Source organism: Streptomyces hazeniae (genome assembly GCF_031845485.1).
GTDB lineage: Bacteria > Actinomycetota > Actinomycetes > Streptomycetales > Streptomycetaceae > Streptomyces > Streptomyces hazeniae.
This window is the reverse complement of record NZ_JAVREQ010000012.1, coordinates 23,516-44,115: the sequence shown is the minus strand read 5'-3', so window position 1 is coordinate 44,115 and position 20,600 is coordinate 23,516. Positions and strand designations below refer to the sequence as shown.

The following is a 20,600-nucleotide window of genomic DNA, read 5'->3' as shown; positions in this document are numbered from 1 at the left end:
CACGGCATGCACGCCACCACCGCCACCGGGCCCGTCCGGCGTCGCGGCAGGAGCCGGACCGTACGCCTGCTGCTGCTGACCGCCGGCGCCGTCGTCTTCCTCTTCCCCTTCGCCTACATGGTGATCGGCTCGCTGCAGCCCGAGCCCAGCTCCGACCCGTCGGCGATCGTGCCCGACCCGTCGGCCCTGACCTTCGCCAACTACGCGGCCATCAACGAACGGGTGCCGCTGCTGCGGGCGCTGGCCAACTCCGGCGTCTTCACCGGGGGAGTGCTGCTGTGCACCGTCGTGTTCGGCCTGATGGCCGGCTACGCCCTGGCCCAGATGCACTTCCGCGGGCGCGGCGCGGTCTTCGGCACCGTGCTGCTGGTGCAGCTCGTGCCGTTCCACCTGCTGATGATCCCGCTGTACGTCCTGATCGTGCGCGGCTACGGCCTCGCCGACACCCACCTCGGGATGATCCTGCCGTTCGCGATCAACTCCACCGCGGTGTTCGTCTTCCGGCAGTTCTTCCTCCAGCTCCCGCGCGAGCTGTTCGAGGCCGCCCGGATCGACGGCGCGAGCGAGCTGAAGATCATGCTGCGGATCGCCGTCCCGCTGTGCAGACCCGCGCTGCTGACGACCGTGCTGCTCACTTTCATCGGTCCGTGGAACGAGTTCCTGTGGCCGTTCCTGGTCACCAAGGACCCGGACATGCAGCCGCTCGCGGTCGCGCTCGCCAACTACATCTCCAACGTCGCCGGGCGGGCAGCCAACCCGTACGGCGCGATCCTCGCCGGGGCGTGCGTCCTCGCCGGCCCGGCCGTGGCGCTGTTCCTCGCGTTCCAGCGCCGCTTCCTGTCCACCGACATCGGCTCAGGCGTGAAGGGTTGACCTCTTGAGCACCGACATCCCCACCCGCACCGACATCCCCTACACCCTCACCCGCCTCGGCATCGTCATGGCGCCCGACCCCGCGGACCCGAACGAGGCCGAAGGCGTCCTCAACCCGGCCAGCGGCCGCACCCCCGACGGCCGGCTCCACCTGCTGCCCCGCATCGTGGCCGAGGGCAACGTCTCCCGTGTGGGCCTCGCGGAGGTGACCCTCACGGACGGCGTCCCCACGGGCGTCGAGCGGCGCGGCGTCGTCCTCGCCCCCGACGAGGGCTGGGAGCGCGGGCTGAACAACGCGGGCACCGAGGACCCGCGCATCACCTGGGTGCCGCGCCTCGGCCTGCACGTGATGACGTACGTCGCCTACGGGCCGCTCGGCCCGCGGCTGGCCTTCGCCGTGTCCGAGGACCTGCGCGACTGGCGGCGCCTGGGGCCCATGCACTTCGCCTACCAGGCCGGCCTGGACACCGACCTGAACCTCTTCCCGAACAAGGACGCCGTCCTCTTCCCCGAGCCGGTGCCCGGCCCGGACGGCCAACCCGCCTACGCCATGCTGCACCGTCCGATGTGGGACCTCGGCTGGTTCCGCGACGGCGAGGGCGTCCACCTCCCGGCCGGGGTCACGGACGACCGCCCCGGCATCTGGGTGTCGTACGTGCCCGCCGCCGAGGTGGAGCGCGACGTCACCGCGCTGGTGCGGCTGCGCGACCACCGGCTGGTGGCGCTGTCCGAACACCCCTGGGAGGAGCTGAAGATCGGCGCCGGCCCGGCACCGATCCGGGTCGAGGAGGGCTGGCTGCTCCTCCACCACGGCGTCGCCGGGGCGATGGCCGACAGCCACGACCCGCAGGACCAGCAGCGGCTCACCTACTCCGCCGGCGCGATGATCCTCGACCCCGAGGACATCAGCCGGGTGCTGGCCCGCAGCGACACGCCGATGCTCGCCCCGGAGACCGAGGAGGAGAAGTCCGGCACGGTGCCCAACGTCGTCTTCCCCACGGCGATCGAGGAGGTCGACGGAGTCCGGTACGTGTTCTACGGCATGGCCGACGCGCACATCGGCGTCGCCCGCCTGGACCGCGTCGGCGGCTGACCGCGGGAACGCTGGTGCTGTGGCCGGGAAGGTGTGCCGGGAAGCTCGCGGCGTCCGGTGCATGGGGTCTCCCCAGGTCCGCCAGGACCGTGGGGACGCCTCGCAAGGCGGAGGATCGCAGCTCGTACTCGTCCGTACTCGCGCGAGGCGACAACGGTGGGGGCACCCCCGTGCCGGAAGGGCCACGGGGGAGAGGTGCTTGCCAGGCGTCGCGAGCCGGTGAACCTTTCCGGTCACAGCGCTAGGGTGCGCGGTCATGGACGTGATCACCGGCCGCGGAACGCCGCCCGGCGCGCCCTGGCCGCGCACCGAGGCGGAGGCGCGCGCCGTGCAGGACGCGCTGCGGGCGCGGGTCGAGCGCGCGGACCGGGCACCGGCCCCCGGCGCCCCCGGGGCGCTCGTCACCGGCGTCGACGTCGCCTACGACGACGACCGGGACGCCGTGGCCGCCGCGGCCGTCACGCTCGACGCGGCGACCCTGGAGGTCGTCGAGCAGGCCACGGCACGGGCGCGGGTGGTGTTCCCCTACGTGCCGGGGCTGCTCGCCTTCCGCGAGATCCCCGCCGCGGCCGACGCGTTGTCCCGGCTGCGGCAACGGCCCGGCCTGCTGGTCTGCGACGGGTACGGGCTGGCGCACCCGAAGCGGTTCGGACTCGCCAGCCACCTCGGCGTGCTGACCGGCGTCCCCTCGATCGGGGTGGCCAAGTCGCCCTTCCTCTACCGGCACGGTCCGGTGGGGGAGGAGCGCGGCGACGGCGCGCCGCTGCTGGACGGCGAGGAGGAGGTCGGGCGGGCCCTGCGGACACGGGCCGGGGTGAAGCCGGTCTTCGTGTCCGTCGGCCACGCGGTGTCCCTGCCCGCCGCGTGTGCGCACGTGCTGGCGCTGGCGCCGCGGTACCGGCTGCCGGAGACCACGCGGCGCGCGGACACCCTCTGCCGCGCCGCGTTGCGCGCGGCGCCGTAGCGCTCCCGGCCCCCGCCCGGTCACCGCTGCCGCGGGACGGCCCTGCGGCCCCGGACCGCAGGCCGGACCGCAGGCCGGACCGGGGTGAAGAAGCCCGATACGGGGCCCGATACGGGGCGCATGTCGGCGGGGGCGCGTACCGTGAGGGCGTGAGCCCCAAGAAGGAGACGCCCGGACCCCCGCCGAAGGCGGCGGTGCGCGCACGCGAGGTGGTGCGGGACTTCGCGCTCGGCCTGCCCGGCGCGGCCGAGGAGTTCCCGTGGGAGGACGACGCCGTCGTCAAGGTCAACAAGAAGATCTTCGTCTTCCTCGGCAACGACGGCGGCGACTACCCCCTCGGCGTCACCCTCAAGCTCCGGGACCCCGACCTCCACGAGCACGCGCTGTCCTTCCCGGGCGCGGCGCCCGCCGGCTACGGCCTGGGCCGGTCGGGGTGGGTGTCCGTGCCGCTGGAGGAGAAGGGCGCGCCCGCCGCGGACCTGCTGTGCGAGTGGACCGAGGAGAGCTACCGCCTCATCGCGCCCAAGAAACTGGTGGCACTTCTCGACTCCAGGTGAGGCGGGGGACCGAAACCGGCCGCGCGGCCTAATCTGTGCGCCTCCACAGCGCGAACAGGGAGGCGCACGTGACGGACGGGCAGAGCAGCGCAGGCGGGGTCGCCGTCGTACTGGGCGGGAGCATCGCGGGGCTGCTGGCCGCGCAGGCGCTCACCGAGGCGTACGGCGAAGTGATCGTGTGCGACAGGGACGCACTCCGCACCGAAACGAGTTCGGAGCCGCGGCGCGGCGTACCGCAGGGGCGGCATGCGCACGGTCTGCTCGCCGCGGGCCGGGAGGCCATCGAGGAGTTGCTTCCCGGTGCCACCGACGAACTCGTGGCGGCCGGTGTGCCGACCGGCGACGTCCTCGGCGACCTGCGGTTCTTCACCATGGGCCGCCGCCTGAAACAGACCCCCATCGGGCTGACGGGCCTCGCCGCGAGCCGCCCGTTCCTGGAGAGCTACGTGCGCCGCCGTCTCGCCGCGCACCCCGGCGTCCGGCTGCGCGAACGCACCGAGGTGGTGGGCCTGGAGGCCTCGGGCGACCGCACCCGGGTGACCGGCGTACGGGTGCGGCCGCTCGCCGAGGGCGCCGCGGAGGAGAGCCTCGCCGCCGACCTGGTCGTGGACGCGACCGGCCGCGGCTCGCGCACGCCGCACCGGATCGCCGAGCTGGGCTACGACGAGCCCGTCGAGGAACGGGTGGGCGTCGACCTGGCGTATGTCACCCGGCACTACCGCCGCGAGCCGGGCATGCTCGACGGCGACGTGGCGGTGATCCTCGGACCCACACAGGACAGCCTGCGCGGCGCGTTCGTGCAGGTCGTCGAAGGTGACCGGTTCGTCGTCACGCTCTTCGGGCTGCTCGGCGACCACCCGCCCACCGACGACCAGGGCTACCGCAACTTCGCCAAGTCGCTGTCCCGGCCGGACGTGCACGAGGTGGTGGAGGCCGCGGAGCCGCTCGACGACCCCGTGCTGCACCGCTTCCCGTACAGCGTGCGCCGCCGGTACGAGCGGCTGCGCCGGTTCCCCGCCGGGCTGCTGGTGGTCGGCGACGCCGTGTGCAGCTTCAACCCGCTCTACGGGCAGGGCATGAGCGTCGCCGCCCTCCAGGCGCGGGTGTTGCGGCGGCAACTGGCCGGAGGGGCGGCACCGGATTCCAAACGCTTCTTCTCGGACATTCGGCCGGTTGTGGACGCCCCGTGGCAGATGGCCGCCGGGGCGGACCTCGCCTTCCCGGGCGTCGAGGGGCGGCGGACCGCCGTGAACGGACTGGTCAACCGCTATATGGCCCGCCTGCAGGCGGCGGCCGAGCACGATGCCTCAGTGGCCCGGACCTTCACCCGGGTGTCCAATCTGCTCGATCCGCCGAGCCGGCTCATGCGGCCCGACATGGCCCTCCGTGCGCTGGTGGGAGGCCGGTCGCGGACGTGACCGGAAACACACCTTGCCGCCGCTTTGCCATTCCGTGATGCTGGCGAATGCCTGGCGCAGACATGTCAATGTAAGCGCTGGGCAACGGCCGTCCCCACCGGCCGTTCCCCCACATCACCGGAGGATTTCCGTGAGGATCAGATTCGCAGGGCGTGCGCGCACCATGGCAGTGGCCACCGGACTCCTGGCGGTCGGCGCGCTCGTCACCCCCACCGCGGCAGCGGTCGAGAACGACGGCCCCAAGGCCACGGCGGCCCAGCTCAAGGCGGTCGACAGCGCCGTGCTGAAGTCGGACATCGCGGGTACCGCCTGGTACACCGACGCGAAGTCCGGCAAGGTCGTCGTCACCGTCGACAGCACCGTGAGCAAGGCGGAGATCGCGAAGATCAAGCAGACCGTCAGGACGGACTCCGCACTCGAGATCAACCGCACCAAGGGCGAGTTCACCAAGCTGATCGCCGGCGGCGAGGCCATCACCACCGGCGGCGCCCGCTGCTCGCTCGGCTTCAACGTGCAGAACGGCAGCGGCACCAAGTACGCGCTCACCGCGGGCCACTGCACCAACATCGGCAGCTCGTGGTCCATCGGCACCCGCGCCGGCACCAGCTTCCCGGGCAACGACTACGGCCTCATCCAGCACTCCAACCCGGGTGCCGCGGACGGCCGCGTCTACCTGTACAACGGCAGCTACCAGGAGATCACCGGCGCCGGCAACGCCTCGGTCGGCCAGTCCGTCCAGCGCAGCGGCTCCACCACCGGCCTGCACGGCGGCTCCGTCACCGGCCTCAACGCGACCGTCAACTACGGCGCCGACGGCATCGTGTACGGCATGATCCAGACCAACGTCTGCGCCGAGCCCGGCGACAGCGGCGGCGCCCTGTTCTCCGGCAGCACCGCGCTCGGTCTGACCTCCGGCGGCAGCGGCAACTGCTCCTCCGGCGGCACCACCTTCTACCAGCCGGTCACCGAGGCGCTCAGCGCCTACGGCGTCAGCATCATCTGACGGGCAGTACACCAGCGCCTCCGCACCACACGGCGGGCCGTCCCTCGGGGCGGCCCGCCCTCGTGTGTCCGGCGGGGCTTGTGCGAGGGCAAGCGGCTGCTTAGCATCATCGGTGTTACATCATTGGTGTCATACAGATGGTCGACGGGCGTGCCGCCGCCCTGAACCGGCTGGGGGTTCGATGACTGCGGAGCACGGCACGGCCCGTCACACCCGCGGAGGCGGTCCGCTGGCGGGCATCCGGGTGGTGGAACTGGCCGGAATCGGCCCCGGCCCGTTCGCCGCCATGCTGCTCGCCGACCTCGGGGCCGACGTGGTCCGCGTCGACCGGCCGGGCGGGCCCGTGCTCGGCATCGACCCGGCCGCCGACCTGACCAACCGCAACAAGCGGTCCGTCGTCCTCGACCTCAAGACCCCCGCAGGCGTCGCCGCCGTGCTGGACCTGGCCGAACGCGCCGACCTGCTCGTCGAGGGCAACCGGCCCGGCGTGGCCGAGCGCCTCGGCGTCGGTCCCGACGAGTGCCTCGCCCGCAACCCCCGCCTGGTCTACGGCCGGATGACCGGCTGGGGACAGGACGGGCCGCTCGCCCCGCGCGCCGGACACGACCTCGGCTACATCGCCGTCACCGGCGCCCTCGGCCTCGCCGGACCGGCCGGCGGACCGCCGTACGCCCCGGCCAACCTGCTCGGCGACTACGCCGGCGGCTCGCTCTACCTGGTGATCGGCCTGCTCGCCGCCCTCCAGCACGCCCGCACCCCCGGCGGTGCCGGCCAGGTCGTCGACGCCGCCATCGTCGACGGCACCAGCCACCTCACGACCATGATCCACGGCATGCTGGGCGCCGGCAGCTGGCAGGACGCCCGCGGCGCCAACCTGCTCGACGGCGGTGCACCGTTCTACGGCACCTACGCCACCGCGGACGGCGGGCACATGGCCGTCGGAGCCCTGGAACCCGCCTTCTACGCCGAGTTCCTGGACCGCCTGGGCCTCAGCCCCGACGAGCTGCCGCCGCGCGAGGACCCCACCCGGTGGGCGGAGCTGCGCGAGCGGATCGCCGCCCGCTTCCGCACCCGCACCCGCGACGAGTGGAGCGAAGTCTTCGCCGGTTCGGACGCCTGCGTGGCGCCCGTCCTCTCCCTCACCGAGGCCCCCCGGCACCCGCACCTCGCCGCCCGCGGCACCTTCGTCGAGCACGACGGCCGCGTCCAGCCCGCCCCGGCACCCCGGTTCTCCGCCACGCCCGGAGCCGTGCGCACCCCGCCCGCCCGGCCCGGTGCGCACGCCGCCGAAGTGGCCCGCGACTGGGACCTGCCGGCACACGCCACCCCGTGGAAGGAAGCCACCGCCTGATGCAGCGACAGATCTTCACCCCGGACCACGAGGCGTTCCGGCAGACCGTGCGCACCTTCCTCGCCAAGGAGGTCGAGCCGCACTACGCGCAGTGGGAGCGGGACGGCATCGTCTCCCGCGAGGCCTGGCTCGCCGCAGGGCGGCAGGGCCTGCTCGGCCTCGCCGTCCCCGAGGAGTACGGCGGCGGCGGGGAGCCCGACTTCCGCTACGCCGCCGTGCTCGCCGAGGAGTTCGCCCGCGCGGGGGCACCCGGCCTCGCGATCGGCCTGCACAACGACGTCATCGGCCCCTACCTGACCTCGCTGGCAACCGACGAGCAGAAGCGGCGCTGGCTTCCCGGTTTCTGCACCGGTGAGAGGATCACCGCCGTCGCCATGACCGAACCCGGCGCCGGTTCCGACCTCCAGGGCATCCGCACCACCGCCGAGGACCGCGGCGACCACTGGCTGCTCAACGGCGCCAAGACCTTCATCTCCAACGGCATCCTCGCCGACCTCGTCGTCGTGGTCGCCAGGACCACTCCGGAGGGCGGCGCCAAGGGCCTGAGCCTGCTCGTCGTCGAACGCGGCGCGCCGGGCTTCGCCCGCGGCCGCAACCTCGACAAGGTCGGCCAGAAGTCCCAGGACACCGCGGAGCTGTTCTTCGACGACGTCCGCGTGCCCAAGGAGAACCTGCTGGGCGAGCTCCACGGCGCCTTCGTCCACCTGATGACCAACCTGGCGCAGGAGCGGCTGACGATCGCGGTCTCCGCCGCGGCGGCCGCCGAACACGTGCTGGACCTCACCACGGCCTACGTGAAGGAGCGCCAGGCGTTCGGCCGTCCGCTGGCGAAGCTCCAGCACGTCCGGTTCCAGATCGCCGAGATGGCCACCGAGTGCGCCGTCACCCGGGCCTTCGTCGACCGGTGCATCGCCGACCACGCCGCCGGCACCCTGGACGCGGCACACGCCTCCATGGCCAAGTACTGGGCCACCGAACTCCAGGTGCGCGTCACCGACCGCTGCCTCCAGCTCCACGGCGGCTACGGCTACATGAACGAACAGCCCGTCGCCCGGGCGTACACCGACGCGCGCGTCCAGACCATCTACGGCGGCACCACCGAGATCATGAAGGAGATCATCGGCCGCTCCCTGCTCTCCTGACGATCCGGCGACCCCGACCCACCCGACCGGATCCCGGACCCCCCTTCCCGAGCACGCACGAAAGGCTGCTGACCTTGAGCACCGAAGCGTACGTCTACGACGCCATCCGCACCCCGCGCGGGCGCGGCAAGGCGAACGGCGCCCTGCACGGCACCAAGCCCATCGACCTGGTCGTCGGGCTGATGCACGAGATGCGCCGCCGCAACCCCGGCCTGGACCCGGCCGCCATCGATGACGTGGTGCTCGGCGTGGTCGGGCCCATCGGCGACCAGGGCTCCGACATCGCGAAGATCGCCGCCATCGCCGCCGGGCTGCCCGACACCGTGGCCGGGGTGCAGGAGAACCGCTTCTGTGCCTCCGGTCTGGAAGCCGTCAACCTCGCGGCGGCCAAGGTCCGTTCCGGCTGGGAGGACCTCGTCCTGGCCGGCGGGGTGGAGTCCATGTCCCGCGTGCCGCTCGGCACCGACGGCGGCGCCTGGGCCATGGACCCCATGACCAGCTTCGAGACGGGCTTCGTCCCGCAGGGCATCGGCGCCGACCTCATCGCCACCATCGAGGGCTTCAGCCGCCGCGACGTGGACGAGTTCGCCGCGCTCTCCCAGGAGCGGGCGGTGGACGCGTGGAAGGAGGGCCGCTTCGAGAAGTCCGTCATCCCGGTGAAGGACCGCAGCGGCCTGGTCGTGCTGGACCGCGACGAGCACATCCGTCCCGGCACCACCGCCGACACCCTCGCCGGGCTCAAGCCCTCCTTCGCCGACATCGGCGACCTCGGCGGCTTCGACGCCGTCGCCCTCCAGAAATACCACTGGGTCGAGAGGATCGACCACGTCCATCACGCCGGCAACTCCTCCGGCATCGTGGACGGTTCGTCGCTGGTCGCCATCGGCAACGCCGAGGTCGGCACGCGGTACGGCATGCGGCCCAGGGCGCGCATCGTCTCCGCCGCCGTCTCCGGCGCGGACCCGACGATCATGCTGACCGGGCCCGCACCCGCGTCGAAGAAGGCCCTCGCGAAGGCGGGTCTGAGCATCGACGACATCGACCTGGTCGAGATCAACGAGGCGTTCGCCGCGGTCGTGCTCCGCTTCGTCCGCGACATGGGCCTCTCCCTGGACAAGGTCAACGTCAACGGCGGCGCCATCGCGATGGGCCACCCGCTCGGCGCCACCGGCGCGATGATCCTCGGCACGCTCGTGGACGAGCTGGAGCGGCGCGACCAGCGGTACGGCCTCGCCACGCTCTGCGTGGGCGGCGGCATGGGCTGCGCCACCGTCGTCGAACGCCTCTGAAACGCCGGACCGCCCCCTTCGCCCACCCTTACGGAGCTCACACCGCCATGGCAGAAACCGCCGCGTCCTCCACCATCCGCTGGGAGCAGGACGACACCGGAATCGTCACCCTCGTCCTCGACGACCCCGACCAGTCCGCCAACACCATGAACGAGGCGTTCAAGGCCTCGCTCGCCGCGACCGCCGACCGTCTGGAGGCCGAGAAGGACTCCGTCCGCGGCATCGTCGTCACCTCCGCCAAGAAGACCTTCTTCGCCGGCGGCGACCTGCGCGACCTGATCCGGGCCCGCCCCGAGGACGCCCAGCGGGTCTTCGACGCCGGCATGGGCATCAAGCGCGACCTGCGCCGCATCGAGACCCTCGGCAAGCCCGTCGTCGCCGCGCTCAACGGCGCCGCGCTCGGCGGCGGTCTGGAGATCGCTCTCGCCTGCCACCACCGGGTCGCCCTCGACGCGCGGGGCTCGAAGATCGGGTGCCCGGAGTCCACCCTCGGCCTGCTGCCCGGAGGCGGCGGCGTGGTCCGCACCGTCCGCCTGCTCGGCATCGCCGACGCGCTGCTGAACGTCCTCCTGCAGGGGCAGCAGCACCGGCCGGAGAAGGCGAAGAAGGTCGGGCTGGTGCACGAGGTGGTGCAGACCGAGGAGGAGATGCTGGCCGCCGCCCGCGCCTTCATCGACGCGCACCCGGAGTCCGCCCAGCCCTGGGACACCCCCGGCTACCGGATCCCCGGCGGCACCCCCTCGAACCCGAAGTTCGCCGCCAACCTGCCCGCCTTCCCCGCCAACCTCAGGAAGCAGACCAGCGGCGCCCCCTACCCCGCACAGCGGAACATCCTCGCCGCCGCCGTCGAGGGCTCACAGGTCGACTTCGAGACCGCGCAGGTCATCGAGAGCCGGTACTTCACCGAACTGGTCACCGGCCAGATCGCCAAGAACATGATCCAGGCGTTCTTCTTCGACCTCCAGGCCATCAACTCCGGCCGCAGCCGCCCCGACGGCGTCGAGGAACGGACCGTGCGCAAGGTCGGTGTGCTGGGTGCGGGCATGATGGGCGCCGGCATCGCCTACACCTGCGCACGCGCCGGCATCGACGTCGTCCTCAAGGACGTCTCCCGGGAGGCCGCGGAGAAGGGCAAGGGCTACGCGGTGAAGCTGGAGGACAAGGCGCTGTCCCGCGGCCGCACCACCGAGGACGAGCGCGCGGCGCTCCTCGCCCGTATCACCCCGACCGCCGACCCGCAGGACCTCGCCGGCTGCGACGCCGTCATCGAGGCGGTGTTCGAGGACCCGGCGCTCAAGCACAAGGTGTTCCAGGAGATCGAGGACGTCGTCGCCCCCGACGCCCTGCTGTGCTCCAACACCTCCACCCTCCCCATCACCGCGCTCGCCGAAGGAGTGCAGCGGCAGGAGGACTTCGTCGGCCTGCACTTCTTCTCGCCGGTCGACAAGATGCCGCTGGTCGAGATCATCAACGGCGCCCGCACCGGCGACACCGCGCTCGCCCGCGCCTTCGACCTGGTGCGGCAGATCCGGAAGACCCCCATCGTCGTCAACGACTCGCGCGGCTTCTTCACCTCCCGCGTCATCGGCCACTTCATCACCGAGGGCGTGGCCATGCTGGCGGAGGGCGTCGAGCCCGCCACCGTCGAACAGGCCGCCGCCCAGGCCGGCTACCCCGCCAAGGTCCTCTCGCTGATGGACGAGCTCACCCTCACCCTGCCCCGCAAGATCCGCAACGAGACCCGGCAGGCGCTCGAGGCGGAGGGCAGGACCCTGCCGGACCACCCGGCGGACGCGGTGATCGACCGCATGGTCGACGAGTTCGGCCGCACCGGCCGCAGTGGCGGCGCCGGCTTCTACGACTACGACGAGGACGGAAAGCGCCTCGGCCTCTGGCCCGGACTGCGCGAGCACTTCGGGGCCGGCGCCCTGGCGGGGGAGCGGACGGACCTGGCCGAACTCCAGGAGCGCATGCTGTTCGTGGAGGCGCTGGACACCGTCCGCTGCGTGGAGGAGGGCGTGCTCACCTCCGTCGCCGACGCGAACATCGGCTCCGTCATGGGCATCGGCTTCCCGCCGTGGACCGGCGGCGTCCTCCAGTACGTCAACGGTTATGCGGGCGGCCTGCCCGGCTTCGTGGCCCGCGCCCGCGAGCTGGAGGCCCGCTACGGCGAGCGGTTCGCCGTACCGCCGCTGCTCGCGGCGAAGGCGGAGAAGGGCGAGACCTTCACCGACACGCCGTAGGCCCCGGTCGCCGGCTCAGCCGTCCCGTGCCCCGTCGTCCCCTGCCGGGGCACGGGACGGCGCGCCCTCCGGTGCGGCCTCGGCGGGGAACACCTCGCGCAGCTCCTCGTTCATCGAGCGCTGGAAGGCGGTGACCAGCGCCTGCACCACCATCGGCTGCATGTGCGCGGACAGCGACTTCATCCGGGCGACCTGCTCCGGGTCGTCCTCCCGCTCGCGGTAGGGCTGCCACACCTCGTCGCGGAAGAGCGTGCTCAGCGCACGCGCTGCGGACCGGGTGTGTTCCAGCATCACGTCCCGCGCCGCGAGGATGGCCTGCTGCGAGATGGGCACGTCCAGCAGCCGGACGCCAAGGTGGATCATGCCCGGGTCGACCCGGAACAGGTCCGGGTCGCCGGTCGGCTCCAGCACGCTCAGCGCCTCCAGCCGCCGCAGGTCGTCGTCCGTCAGGGCCCTGCCGACACGGCTCTCCAGCTGTCCGCGCGTCGCCTCGTCGACGGTGTCGGGCATCCAGGAGGCGACCATCGCCCGGTGTAGGGCCAGCTCGTGCGGGGAGATGTCGTCCGGCAGACGCTGGAGGTAGCGCTCGATCGCGGCGAGGGTCATGCCCTGCGCCTGCAGCTCCTCGATGAGCGCCAGCCGGGACAGGTGGTCCGGGCCGTACCGGCCCACCCGGCGAGGGCCGATGGCAGGCGGCGGGAGCAGCCCCCGGGTGCTGTAGAAACGGATGGTGCGCACGGTGACCCCGGCACGTGCCGCCAGCTGGTCGACGGTCAGCGCGTCCGCCTCAGGCGGCGCACCGCGCGCGGCCCGCGCACGGTCCCGGCCGTCCTCGTCCTCGTCCATCGCCGGCGCCTCTCCGTTCCTCGCTGACCGCCCGTGGTGCAACAGTATGGCTGTCTCACCATCACTGTAAAAGCCCGCGGGAGAGGCCGGACGGGCAGGCGCATCATGGGAACGTGCACAAGGACACCGCCGCCGCACGGCCGGTGCGGCGCCCGCCGCCGGAGCCCGGGCCGCCGCCGCCCGGCGGCCTGCTCTGGGACCTGACCGGCGACGTGCGCACCGTGCTCACGCTGCCGCCCGCGATGGCCCTCCAGGTCGCCCACCCCGCCGTCGGCGCGGGCGTCGACGATCACTCCGTCTTCCGCACCGACCCGTGGGGCCGCGCCCGGCGGTCGCTGGACAGCGTGCTGCTGTGGGTCTACGGCGGCGACCGGGCGCAGGAGGAGGGGCGCAGGCTGCGCACCCTGCACGCCGGTGTCCGCGGCACGGACGCGCACGGACGGTCCTACCGGGCCCTCGACCCCGCGACGTACGCCTGGGTGCACGCCACCGGCTTCCCGGTGATGCGGCACGCCCGCGGCTACCTCGGCCGCCCGTTCACCGAGGAGGAGGAGCGACGGCTGTACGCCGAATGGCTCCAGGTGGGCCGCGTGCTGGGCCTCCGGGACCGCGACATGCCGCAGACCCTCGCCGCGTTCTGGCCCTACTACCGGCGGATGCTGGACGACGAGATCGAGAGCACCCCCGTGCTGTGCGAACTGGTCTCCCTCACGGCCGCCGTACCCGCACCGACCGGCGGTCCGGCGGTGCTGCGGGCGGCACTGCGGGTGCTGTGGCCGCTGCTGCGGCCGCCGTTCCTCCGGCTGCGGGCGTTCGTCACCGTCGGACTGCTGCCGCCCGAGGCGCGGCAGGCCGCCGGGCTGCCCTGGACGCCCCGCCAGGAGCGGCGGCTGCGCCGGTTCGGGTGGGCCGTGCGGGTGACCGCGGCCGTTCTGCCGGAACGGCTGCGGTACTTCCCCGCGGCCCGGCGTGCCCGCGCGCAGCACCGTGCGGGCCAGTACCCCGGCTGACGCCCCGCGGAGCACCCTCAGCGGTGGCCGTGGCCTCCCTCGTGGGCGGCCTGGATCTTCTTCCACGACTCCGGCTGGTCCGGCACTCCCGCGGACGCGGCGCTGCGGTCGGCTCCGCCGGCCCCGCCGTTCGGCCCGACGGCCGGCTTCGACGGCTGGAACAGCCAGGTGCCGAACAGCGCGTCGAGCTGTTCGCCGGACTTCCGCTCGGTGTAGGCGACGAACTCGTCGATCGACGCGTCACCGCCGGCGTGCTTGCGCTGCCAGCCCTTCAGCACGGCGAAGAAGTCGCGGTCCCCGATCTCGGTGCGCAGCGCCTGGAGGGCCATCGCGCCGCGGTTGTAGACCGCGCCGTGGAACTGGTTCTCCGGGCCCGGGTCGCCGGGCTTCACCGTCCAGAAGTCGTCGTCGGCGGGGACGGAGTCGTAGGCGTAGGCCGCCAGTTCCTCGACCGTGCCCTCACCGGCGTGTTCCGACCACATCCACTCCGCGTAGCTGGCGAAGCCCTCGTTGAGCCAGATGTCGCTCCAGCGTTCCAGCGACACGCTGTTGCCGTACCACTGGTGCGCCATCTCGTGCACCACGACCGAGACGTTGGAGCCGTGCTGGAACTTGCGCGGGCTGTAGAAGGGCCGGGTCTGCGTCTCCAGGGCGTAGCCGGTGTCGGTGTCGGGCACGTAGCCGCCGATCGCGTGGAACGGGTAGGCGCCGAAGTACCCCTCCAGCCACTCGGTGACCTCGCCGGTGCGCTCGATGCTGGCGCGGGCCGCGCCCTCGTGCGGGCCCAGTTCGCGGCTGTAGGCGTTGAGCACGGGCAGTCCGCCGGCGGTGGTGTCGGTGGTGAGGTCGAACTTTCCCACCGCCAGCGTCGCCAGGTAGGTGGCCTGGGGCTCGGTCGACCGCCAGTTCCAGCGGGTCCAGCCGGCCTCGGAGCGCTGCGAGGCGAGCACGCCGTTGCTGACCGCCTGGGTGCCGTCCGGGACGGCGACGCTGACGTCGTAGGTGGCCTTGTCGGTCGGGTGGTCGTTGCTGGGGAACCACCACCAGGCGGCCTCCGGCTCGTTGGCCGCCACGCCGCCGTCCGGGGTGCGGTGCCAGGAGGTGAAGCCGTTCACCTCCACCTCCGACGGCGTGCCGGCGTAGCGGACGACGACGGTGGCGCGCTGCCCGTTCGTCAGCGGCCGGTCCGGCGTCACCTCCAGTTCGTGGGCGCCGGTCGCGGCGACGTCCGCGACGCGGCCGTTCACCCGGACCTCGCGGACGTCCAGGGCGAAGTCCAGGTTGAAGCGGGAGAGGTCCTGGGTGGCCTTCACCAGGAGGGTGGCGGTGCCCTTCAGGCGGTCGTTCCGGGGCTGGTAGCGCAGCCGCAGGTCGTAGTGCGCGACGTCGTAGCCGCCGTTGCCGTAGTCGGGGTAGTAGGGGTCGCCCACCCCGGGCGCCCCGGGCGTGGGCTCGGCCGCCGACGCCGGGATCGCCAGCATCAGGGTGGCCGCGGCCGCGGCCGGGGCGAGGAAGGTTCTGCGCACGAGTCCTCCAACTCGGTGGGGATTGCGAAGACGTGGAGGTGTCTATCGCTGCTACCCGCGTCATGTCCATGGCGCCTTGGTTTCCCGGGGGAGCACCCCGCGGGCCCCGGCCCGGGCGGCACGGAGCCTCCCGGGACGGCGCGGGCGTCAGGCGGGCCGGTCCTCGAGGGCCGCGCGCACCAGGTCGGCCGCCTCCCGTGCGGAGCCCCAGGACGCGGTCACGCCCGCCCCGCCGTGGCCGTACTGGTGTACGCACACGCTGCCTCCGGGCAGCTCCTCGCGTTCCAGGCGGACTCCGGCGGCGCGGCACGGGCGCAGGCCCACGCGGTGGTCCAGGACCGGGGCGTCGGCCACCGCCGGATGGACGCGGGCGCAGCGCTCGCGTATCGCCTCGGCCGTCGCCGGGTCCGGGAGCGTCCCCTCGGCGCCCTCCTCCGCCGTACCGCCGAGAATCAGCCCGTACGGTTGCGGAAAGAGGTAGGTGGAGACCGGCGCGCCGGGTTCCGACGACACGTGCCAGTCCTGGACGCCGGGATTCTCCACGACGAGCAACTGACCGCGCACCGCGGTCATCGTGGCGTCGCCCGCCAGCTCGCGGGCGCCCAGCCCGGTGCAGTGGACCACCACCGGCGCCTCCTCGCCGGCCTCGGCCAGCGAGGAGACGTCCCGCTGTGCGTACCGCCCGCCTGCCGCCTCCAGACGTCCTCGCAGATACGGGAGATAGGCCGTCATGTCGACAAGCGGCGTCCGGCACCGCTCGCCGACCAGCGCCGACCAGCGTTCCGGCGTGTCGGCCATGACCATGCGGCCCGGCACGAGCCGGACGCCGGTCTCCGCCGGACGCTCGGCCAGCCAGGACAGGGTGCGGAAGCTGTGCACCGCCCACTCCAGCGCCCGTTCCGCCGGCTCGATCCGGTACGGCCAGCACAGCCCGCCCGCCACCGCGGACGTCGTGTGCTCGGCAGGCTCGCGGCTCCAGACCCGGACGCGCACGCCCTCTTCGGCCAGGACGACCGCCGTCGTCAGCCCGATGACACCGCCTCCGACGACCAGCACTTCTCGCATGCGCGCACGATACGTCACCCCTCCCAGGGTTCCTCGGGATCGACGGTGGCGAGTTCGCCGTCCAGCCGCAGCCACCGGGTCGGCTCGATCGCGTGCAGGAACGGCAGGTCGTGACCGGCCACGATCAGCGCCCCCTCGTAGGACCGCAGCGCGTCGGTGAGCTGCCGGACGCTCGCCATGTCGAGGTTGTTCGTCGGCTCATCCAGCATCAGCAGCTGCGGCGCCGGCTCGGCGAGCATCACCGCCGCGAGCGTCGCCCGGAAGCGCTCGCCCCCGGACAGCGTGCCCACGACCTGCTCCGCGCGCTTCCCCTTGAACAGGAAGCGGGCCAGCTTGGCCCGGATGCGGTTGTCGGTCGCCCCCGGAGCCAGCCGGGCCACGTTCTGCACCAGGCTCAGCGACTCGTCCAGCAGGTCCAGCCGCTGCGGCAGATAGCGCAGCGGCACATGCGTGGTCAGCTCGCCGCCCTCCGGCGGGATCAGCCCGGCGATCGTGCGCAGCAGCGTCGACTTGCCGGCGCCGTTGCGTCCGGTCAGCGCGATCCGCTCCGGGCCGTGCACGTCCAGATGAGCGCGCGCGCCGTACCGCAGCTCGACCTCGCGCGCGGTGAGGACCTGCCGCCCGGCGGGCACGGCCGTGAACGGGAGGTCGACCCGGATCTCGTCGTCGTCGCGCACGGCCGCGGACGCCTCGTCCAGCCTCTCCCTGGCCTCCTCCAACCGCTGCTCGTGCAGGATCCGGTGCTTGCCCGCCGACTCCTGCGCCGAGCGCTTGCGCAGCTTCATCACCGCACGCGGCTCGCGTTTGGTGGCGTACATCTTGTCGCCGTAGCGGACGCGCTTGGCCAGCTTGGTCTGCGCCTCCGCGAGCTCGCGCTTCTGCCGTCGCAGGTCGCCCTCGGCGACGCGCACCATGCGCTCGGCCGCCTCCTGCTCGGTGGCCACGGCCTCCTCGTACGCCGACAGGTTGCCGCCGTACCAGTGCACCTCGCCGGCCCGCAGGTCGGCGATCTGGTCGACCAGTTCGAGCAGTTCCCGGTCGTGGCTGACCACCACCAGGACGCCGCTCCACGACGCCACCGCGTCGTACAGCCGCCGCCGGCCCTCCCGGTCGAGGTTGTTGGTCGGCTCGTCCAGCAGCAGGACGTCGGGGCGCCGCAGCAGCAGCGCCGCGAGCCGCAGCAGTACCGACTCGCCGCCGGACACCTCGCCGAGGGTGCGGTCCAGGGTGATGTGGGTCAGGCCGAGCTGGTCGAGCGTCGCCCGGGCGCGCTCCTCCACGTCCCAGTCGTCGCCGACCGCGGTGAAGTGCGCCTCGCTCGGGTCGCCCGCCTCGATGGCGTGCAGCGCCGCCCGGGTCCCGGCGATGCCCAGCGCCGCGTCGACGCGCAGGCCGGTGTCCAGGGTGAGGTCCTGGGGCAGGTAGCCGACCTCCCCGGCCACCCGCACGCTGCCCTCCTGTGGCGCCAGCTCCCCGGCGACCAGCTTGAGCAGCGTCGACTTCCCGGTGCCGTTGACGCCGATCAGCCCGGTGCGGCCCGGCCCGACGGCCAGTTCGAAGCCGTCCAGCACGGACGTGCCGTCCGGCCACGCGAAGGACAGGCGGGTGCAGGTGATGGATGTGGTGGGTGCGGACATGCGGTTCTCCGGTCGCGTCGTCCTGGAAGGGGGGCAGCGCTGGGAGACACCCGGCACCCGCGGAGCAGGCCGCGCGGGAGAAGGAGACCGGCCGGAGGGGGCCGCTCGCTTCCGAGGTCGCACTCGTGGCACGCACGCCCTACGGCGGTGCACACGGTGTCTCCGACCTCAGACGAGCAACGGCCTCTCCTATCGACGGCAACAGGGCCGAGGAGAACGCTACGGCTCCCGCACCGGCCGTGCAACGGCATTTATCCGGTGTCGCCGTGCCTCACGCCGTGCCAGGGTGGGCCGTCGCGACGAGGGAGCGGACATGCGTGAGCTGTATCCGGAGATCGAGCCGTACGAGCACGGCATGCTCGACGTGGGGGACGGCGACCACGTCTACTGGGAGGTGTGCGGCAACCCCGACGGCAGGCCCGCGCTGGTGGTGCACGGCGGGCCCGGATCCGGCTGCCGCCCACGTCACCGCCGCTACTTCGACCCCGAGCGGTACCGGGTGGTCCTCTTCGACCAGCGGGGCTGCGGGCGCAGCACACCGCACGCCGGGGACCCGTCGACCGGCGTGCGGCACCACACGATCCACCACCTGATCGCCGACATGGAGCTGCTGCGCACACACCTCGGCATCGACCGGTGGCTGCTGGAGGGCGGCTCGTGGGGCTCCACGCTGATCCTCGCCTACGCCCAGCGGCACCCGGAGCGGGTCACCGGGATCGTCGTTCCCGCCGTGACCACGACCCGCCGCTCCGAGATCGACTGGCTCTACCGGGGCGTGGGCCGTTTCTTCCCCCGCGAGTGGGAACGCTTCCTCGCCGGCGCCCCCGGGACACCCCCCGACGGCGACGTCGTCGGCGCCTACGCCGCCCTGACGGAGCATCCGGACCCGGCCGTACGGGACCGGGCGGTCCAGGAGTGGTGCGCCTGGGAGGACGCCGTCGTCTCCGGGGAGACGCACGGCGCCCCCGGCCCGTACGGCGACCGGCCCTCCGCGGACCGCACCGCCCTGGTGCGCCTGTGCGCCCACTACTTCTCGCACGGCGCCTGGCTGGAGGAGGGACAACTGCTGCGCGAGGCTCACCGCCTGGCCGGCATCCCCGGCGTGCTGATCCACGGCCGGCTCGACCTGGGCAGCCCCCTGGCCACCGCCTGGGAGCTGTCCCGCGCCTGGCCGGACGCGGAACTGCACGTGGTGGAGGACGCGGGCCACCTGGGCGGCGGGACGACCCGCGACACCCTGCTGGCCGCGCTCGACCGGTTCGCCCGGAGCTGAGCAGCCGTACGGCCGCTCGGACGGTGCCCCGCACCGCCCGGTCAGCCGCGGTCAGCCGCCGGTGACCAGCCGCCCGCCGGCCAGCACGGCCCGCACCTCGCGCAGCGCCTCCAGGTCGGCGAGCGGGTCGCCGTCCACCAGCAGAAGGTCCGCGCGGTAGCCGTCCGCGAGGCGCCCGGTCTCGTCGCCCAGCCCGACCGCGGCCGCGGCGTCGGCCGTGGCCATGGCCACCACGCGGGACGGCGGCAGGCCCAGGTGGACGAAGAAGCCCAGGCTGGACACCAGGTCGTCGAAGACCGCACCCGGCACGCCCGCGTCGGTGCCGGAGATCAGCCGCACGCCCTGCTCGTGCATCCAGCGCACCCGGGCGAACATCTCCTCCGCCCGCTCCGGCCCGAACCGTTCGGCGAACGCCCGCCAGCCGGGGCTGGCCGCCGGGCACACGGCGATGCCGCGCGCGGCGATGTCCGCGACCACGTCCTCACGGACGTCGAAGCCGCCGCGCCCCATCCACGTGCAGTGCTCGACGGTGTCCACGCCCGCCGCCACGGCCGCCGCGATGCCGTCCGCGCCGTGCGCGTGGGCGGCCACGGGCAGGCCGTGCGCGCGGGCCTCCTCCACCACCGCCCGCAGCTCCTCCGGGGAGAACTGGGCCTCCCAGATCGCCGGGCCGCCCTTCGTCAGCCCGCCGCCGGTCGCCATCACCTTGATGACGTCGGCGCCGTCCTTCGCGTTGCGCCGCACCGTCTCGCGGATCGCCTCCTCGCCGGAGACCTCGCCGCCGAGGAACCAGCAGTGGCCGCCGGGCACGGTCAGCGGCGCACCGGCCGCGAGGACCCGCGGACCGCTCACGGCCCCGGAGGCCACGGCGTCCCGCAGCCGCAGCGCCAGACCGCCCCGGTCGCCCAGGTCGCGCACGGTCGTCACACCGGTGGCCACCATCCGCCGGGCCCGGTCGGCCATGGCGAGCAGCAGCGCGGTGTCGTCCGTCTCGCGCAGCGACGTCACCGGGTCGGGCCCGGCGTCGAAGCACAGGTGCACGTGGGTGTCGATCAGGCCGGGCAGCAGCGTGCCCTCCGGGCGGGCGAGGCGCACGGCGCTAGCCGACGCCCGGGCCTCGACCTCGGCGCGCGGTCCGGCGGCGACGATGCGGTCGCCGCGGACGAGGACCGCGCCGTCCGGCGTGCGGTCGCCGTCCGGTCCGGTGAGCAACTGTCCTGCCGACACCAGGAATTCCATGGGCGGTACGTCCCCCTTGTCGGGTCGGGTGGGTCCTGTCGGTCCGGGTGAGCGGGTCGCGGGGCCGACGC

The 20,600-nt window shown here is 73.3% G+C and carries 17 protein-coding genes; 12 read left to right on the top strand and 5 right to left on the bottom strand.

Going from position 1 to position 20,600, the window contains the following annotated elements:
* The first annotated feature begins 6 nt into the window (after nt 1–6).
* The 10 genes from RM572_RS14790 to RM572_RS14745 all read left to right on the top strand — a co-directional run bounded on the left by RM572_RS14790 (nt 7) and on the right by RM572_RS14745 (nt 11,933).
* A complete protein-coding gene (locus RM572_RS14790; protein WP_311673802.1) occupies nt 7–873 on the top strand; it encodes a carbohydrate ABC transporter permease in 867 nt (288 codons plus the stop codon).
* 67 nt (nt 874–940) lie between these two features.
* On the top strand, nt 941–1,966 hold the full coding sequence (locus RM572_RS14785; protein WP_311673917.1) for a glycoside hydrolase family 130 protein: 1,026 nt from the start codon (nt 941–943) through the stop codon (nt 1,964–1,966).
* A 256-nt stretch (nt 1,967–2,222) separates the two neighbouring features.
* On the top strand, nt 2,223–2,930 hold the full coding sequence (locus tag RM572_RS14780) for an endonuclease V (RefSeq protein WP_311673801.1): 708 nt from the start codon (nt 2,223–2,225) through the stop codon (nt 2,928–2,930).
* A gap of 149 nt (nt 2,931–3,079) precedes the next feature.
* A complete protein-coding gene (locus tag RM572_RS14775; RefSeq protein ID WP_311673800.1) occupies nt 3,080–3,487 on the top strand; it encodes an MmcQ/YjbR family DNA-binding protein in 408 nt (135 codons plus the stop codon).
* Nucleotides 3,488–3,555: 68 nt separating this feature from the next.
* A complete protein-coding gene (locus RM572_RS14770) occupies nt 3,556–4,905 on the top strand; it encodes an FAD-dependent oxidoreductase (protein WP_311673799.1) in 1,350 nt (449 codons plus the stop codon).
* Between the two features lie 163 nt (nt 4,906–5,068).
* Nucleotides 5,069–5,908, top strand: coding sequence for a S1 family peptidase (locus tag RM572_RS14765; protein ID WP_311673798.1), 840 nt, complete (start codon nt 5,069–5,071; stop codon nt 5,906–5,908).
* Nucleotides 5,909–6,089: 181 nt separating this feature from the next.
* Entirely contained in the window at nt 6,090–7,259 is a 1,170-nt protein-coding gene (locus tag RM572_RS14760; RefSeq protein ID WP_311673797.1) for a CaiB/BaiF CoA transferase family protein, read from the top strand.
* Nucleotides 7,259–8,401: an acyl-CoA dehydrogenase family protein gene (locus tag RM572_RS14755; RefSeq protein WP_311673796.1), complete on the top strand. Its 1,143-nt coding sequence runs from the start codon at nt 7,259–7,261 to the stop codon at nt 8,399–8,401. Before RM572_RS14760 ends, RM572_RS14755 begins: the two co-directional genes overlap by 1 nt.
* Nucleotides 8,402–8,475: 74 nt before the next feature.
* Entirely contained in the window at nt 8,476–9,690 is a 1,215-nt protein-coding gene (locus tag RM572_RS14750) for an acetyl-CoA C-acetyltransferase (RefSeq protein WP_136181593.1), read from the top strand.
* Nucleotides 9,691–9,737: 47 nt separating this feature from the next.
* Nucleotides 9,738–11,933 carry a 3-hydroxyacyl-CoA dehydrogenase NAD-binding domain-containing protein gene (locus RM572_RS14745; RefSeq protein ID WP_311673795.1) on the top strand — a complete coding sequence of 732 codons (2,196 nt, stop codon included), beginning with the start codon at nt 9,738–9,740 and terminating at the stop codon, nt 11,931–11,933.
* Between the two features lie 15 nt (nt 11,934–11,948).
* Here the strand turns inward: RM572_RS14745 and RM572_RS14740 are convergent, their stop codons facing one another.
* Nucleotides 11,949–12,779 (bottom strand): MerR family transcriptional regulator, encoded by an 831-nt coding sequence (locus RM572_RS14740; protein WP_311673794.1) that lies wholly within the window; start codon nt 12,777–12,779, stop codon nt 11,949–11,951.
* Between the two features lie 113 nt (nt 12,780–12,892).
* Between RM572_RS14740 and RM572_RS14735 the strand changes: the two genes are divergently transcribed.
* The gene (locus tag RM572_RS14735) at nt 12,893–13,789 is read left to right on the top strand and encodes an oxygenase MpaB family protein (protein ID WP_311673793.1); all 897 of its coding nucleotides are present in this window, start codon (nt 12,893–12,895) and stop codon (nt 13,787–13,789) included.
* A gap of 17 nt (nt 13,790–13,806) precedes the next feature.
* On the opposite strand, the gene RM572_RS14730 is transcribed toward RM572_RS14735, so the two are convergent.
* The 3 genes from RM572_RS14730 to RM572_RS14720 all read right to left on the bottom strand — a co-directional run bounded on the left by RM572_RS14730 (nt 13,807) and on the right by RM572_RS14720 (nt 18,017).
* On the bottom strand, nt 13,807–15,315 hold the full coding sequence (locus RM572_RS14730) for a M1 family metallopeptidase (RefSeq protein ID WP_311673792.1): 1,509 nt from the start codon (nt 15,313–15,315) through the stop codon (nt 13,807–13,809).
* A gap of 147 nt (nt 15,316–15,462) precedes the next feature.
* Nucleotides 15,463–16,380: an FAD-dependent oxidoreductase gene (locus RM572_RS14725; protein WP_311673791.1), complete on the bottom strand. Its 918-nt coding sequence runs from the start codon at nt 16,378–16,380 to the stop codon at nt 15,463–15,465.
* A gap of 14 nt (nt 16,381–16,394) precedes the next feature.
* A complete protein-coding gene (locus RM572_RS14720) occupies nt 16,395–18,017 on the bottom strand; it encodes an ABC-F family ATP-binding cassette domain-containing protein (protein WP_311673790.1) in 1,623 nt (540 codons plus the stop codon).
* Between the two features lie 313 nt (nt 18,018–18,330).
* Between RM572_RS14720 and pip the strand changes: the two genes are divergently transcribed.
* The gene (gene pip / locus RM572_RS14715) at nt 18,331–19,290 is read left to right on the top strand and encodes a prolyl aminopeptidase (RefSeq protein WP_311673789.1); all 960 of its coding nucleotides are present in this window, start codon (nt 18,331–18,333) and stop codon (nt 19,288–19,290) included.
* Nucleotides 19,291–19,341: 51 nt separating this feature from the next.
* Here pip and RM572_RS14710 read toward each other — a convergent pair whose 3' ends face one another.
* Nucleotides 19,342–20,529, bottom strand: a complete 1,188-nt coding sequence (locus tag RM572_RS14710) for an amidohydrolase family protein (RefSeq protein ID WP_311673788.1) — start codon at nt 20,527–20,529, stop codon at nt 19,342–19,344.
* Nucleotides 20,530–20,600 lie beyond the last annotated feature (71 nt).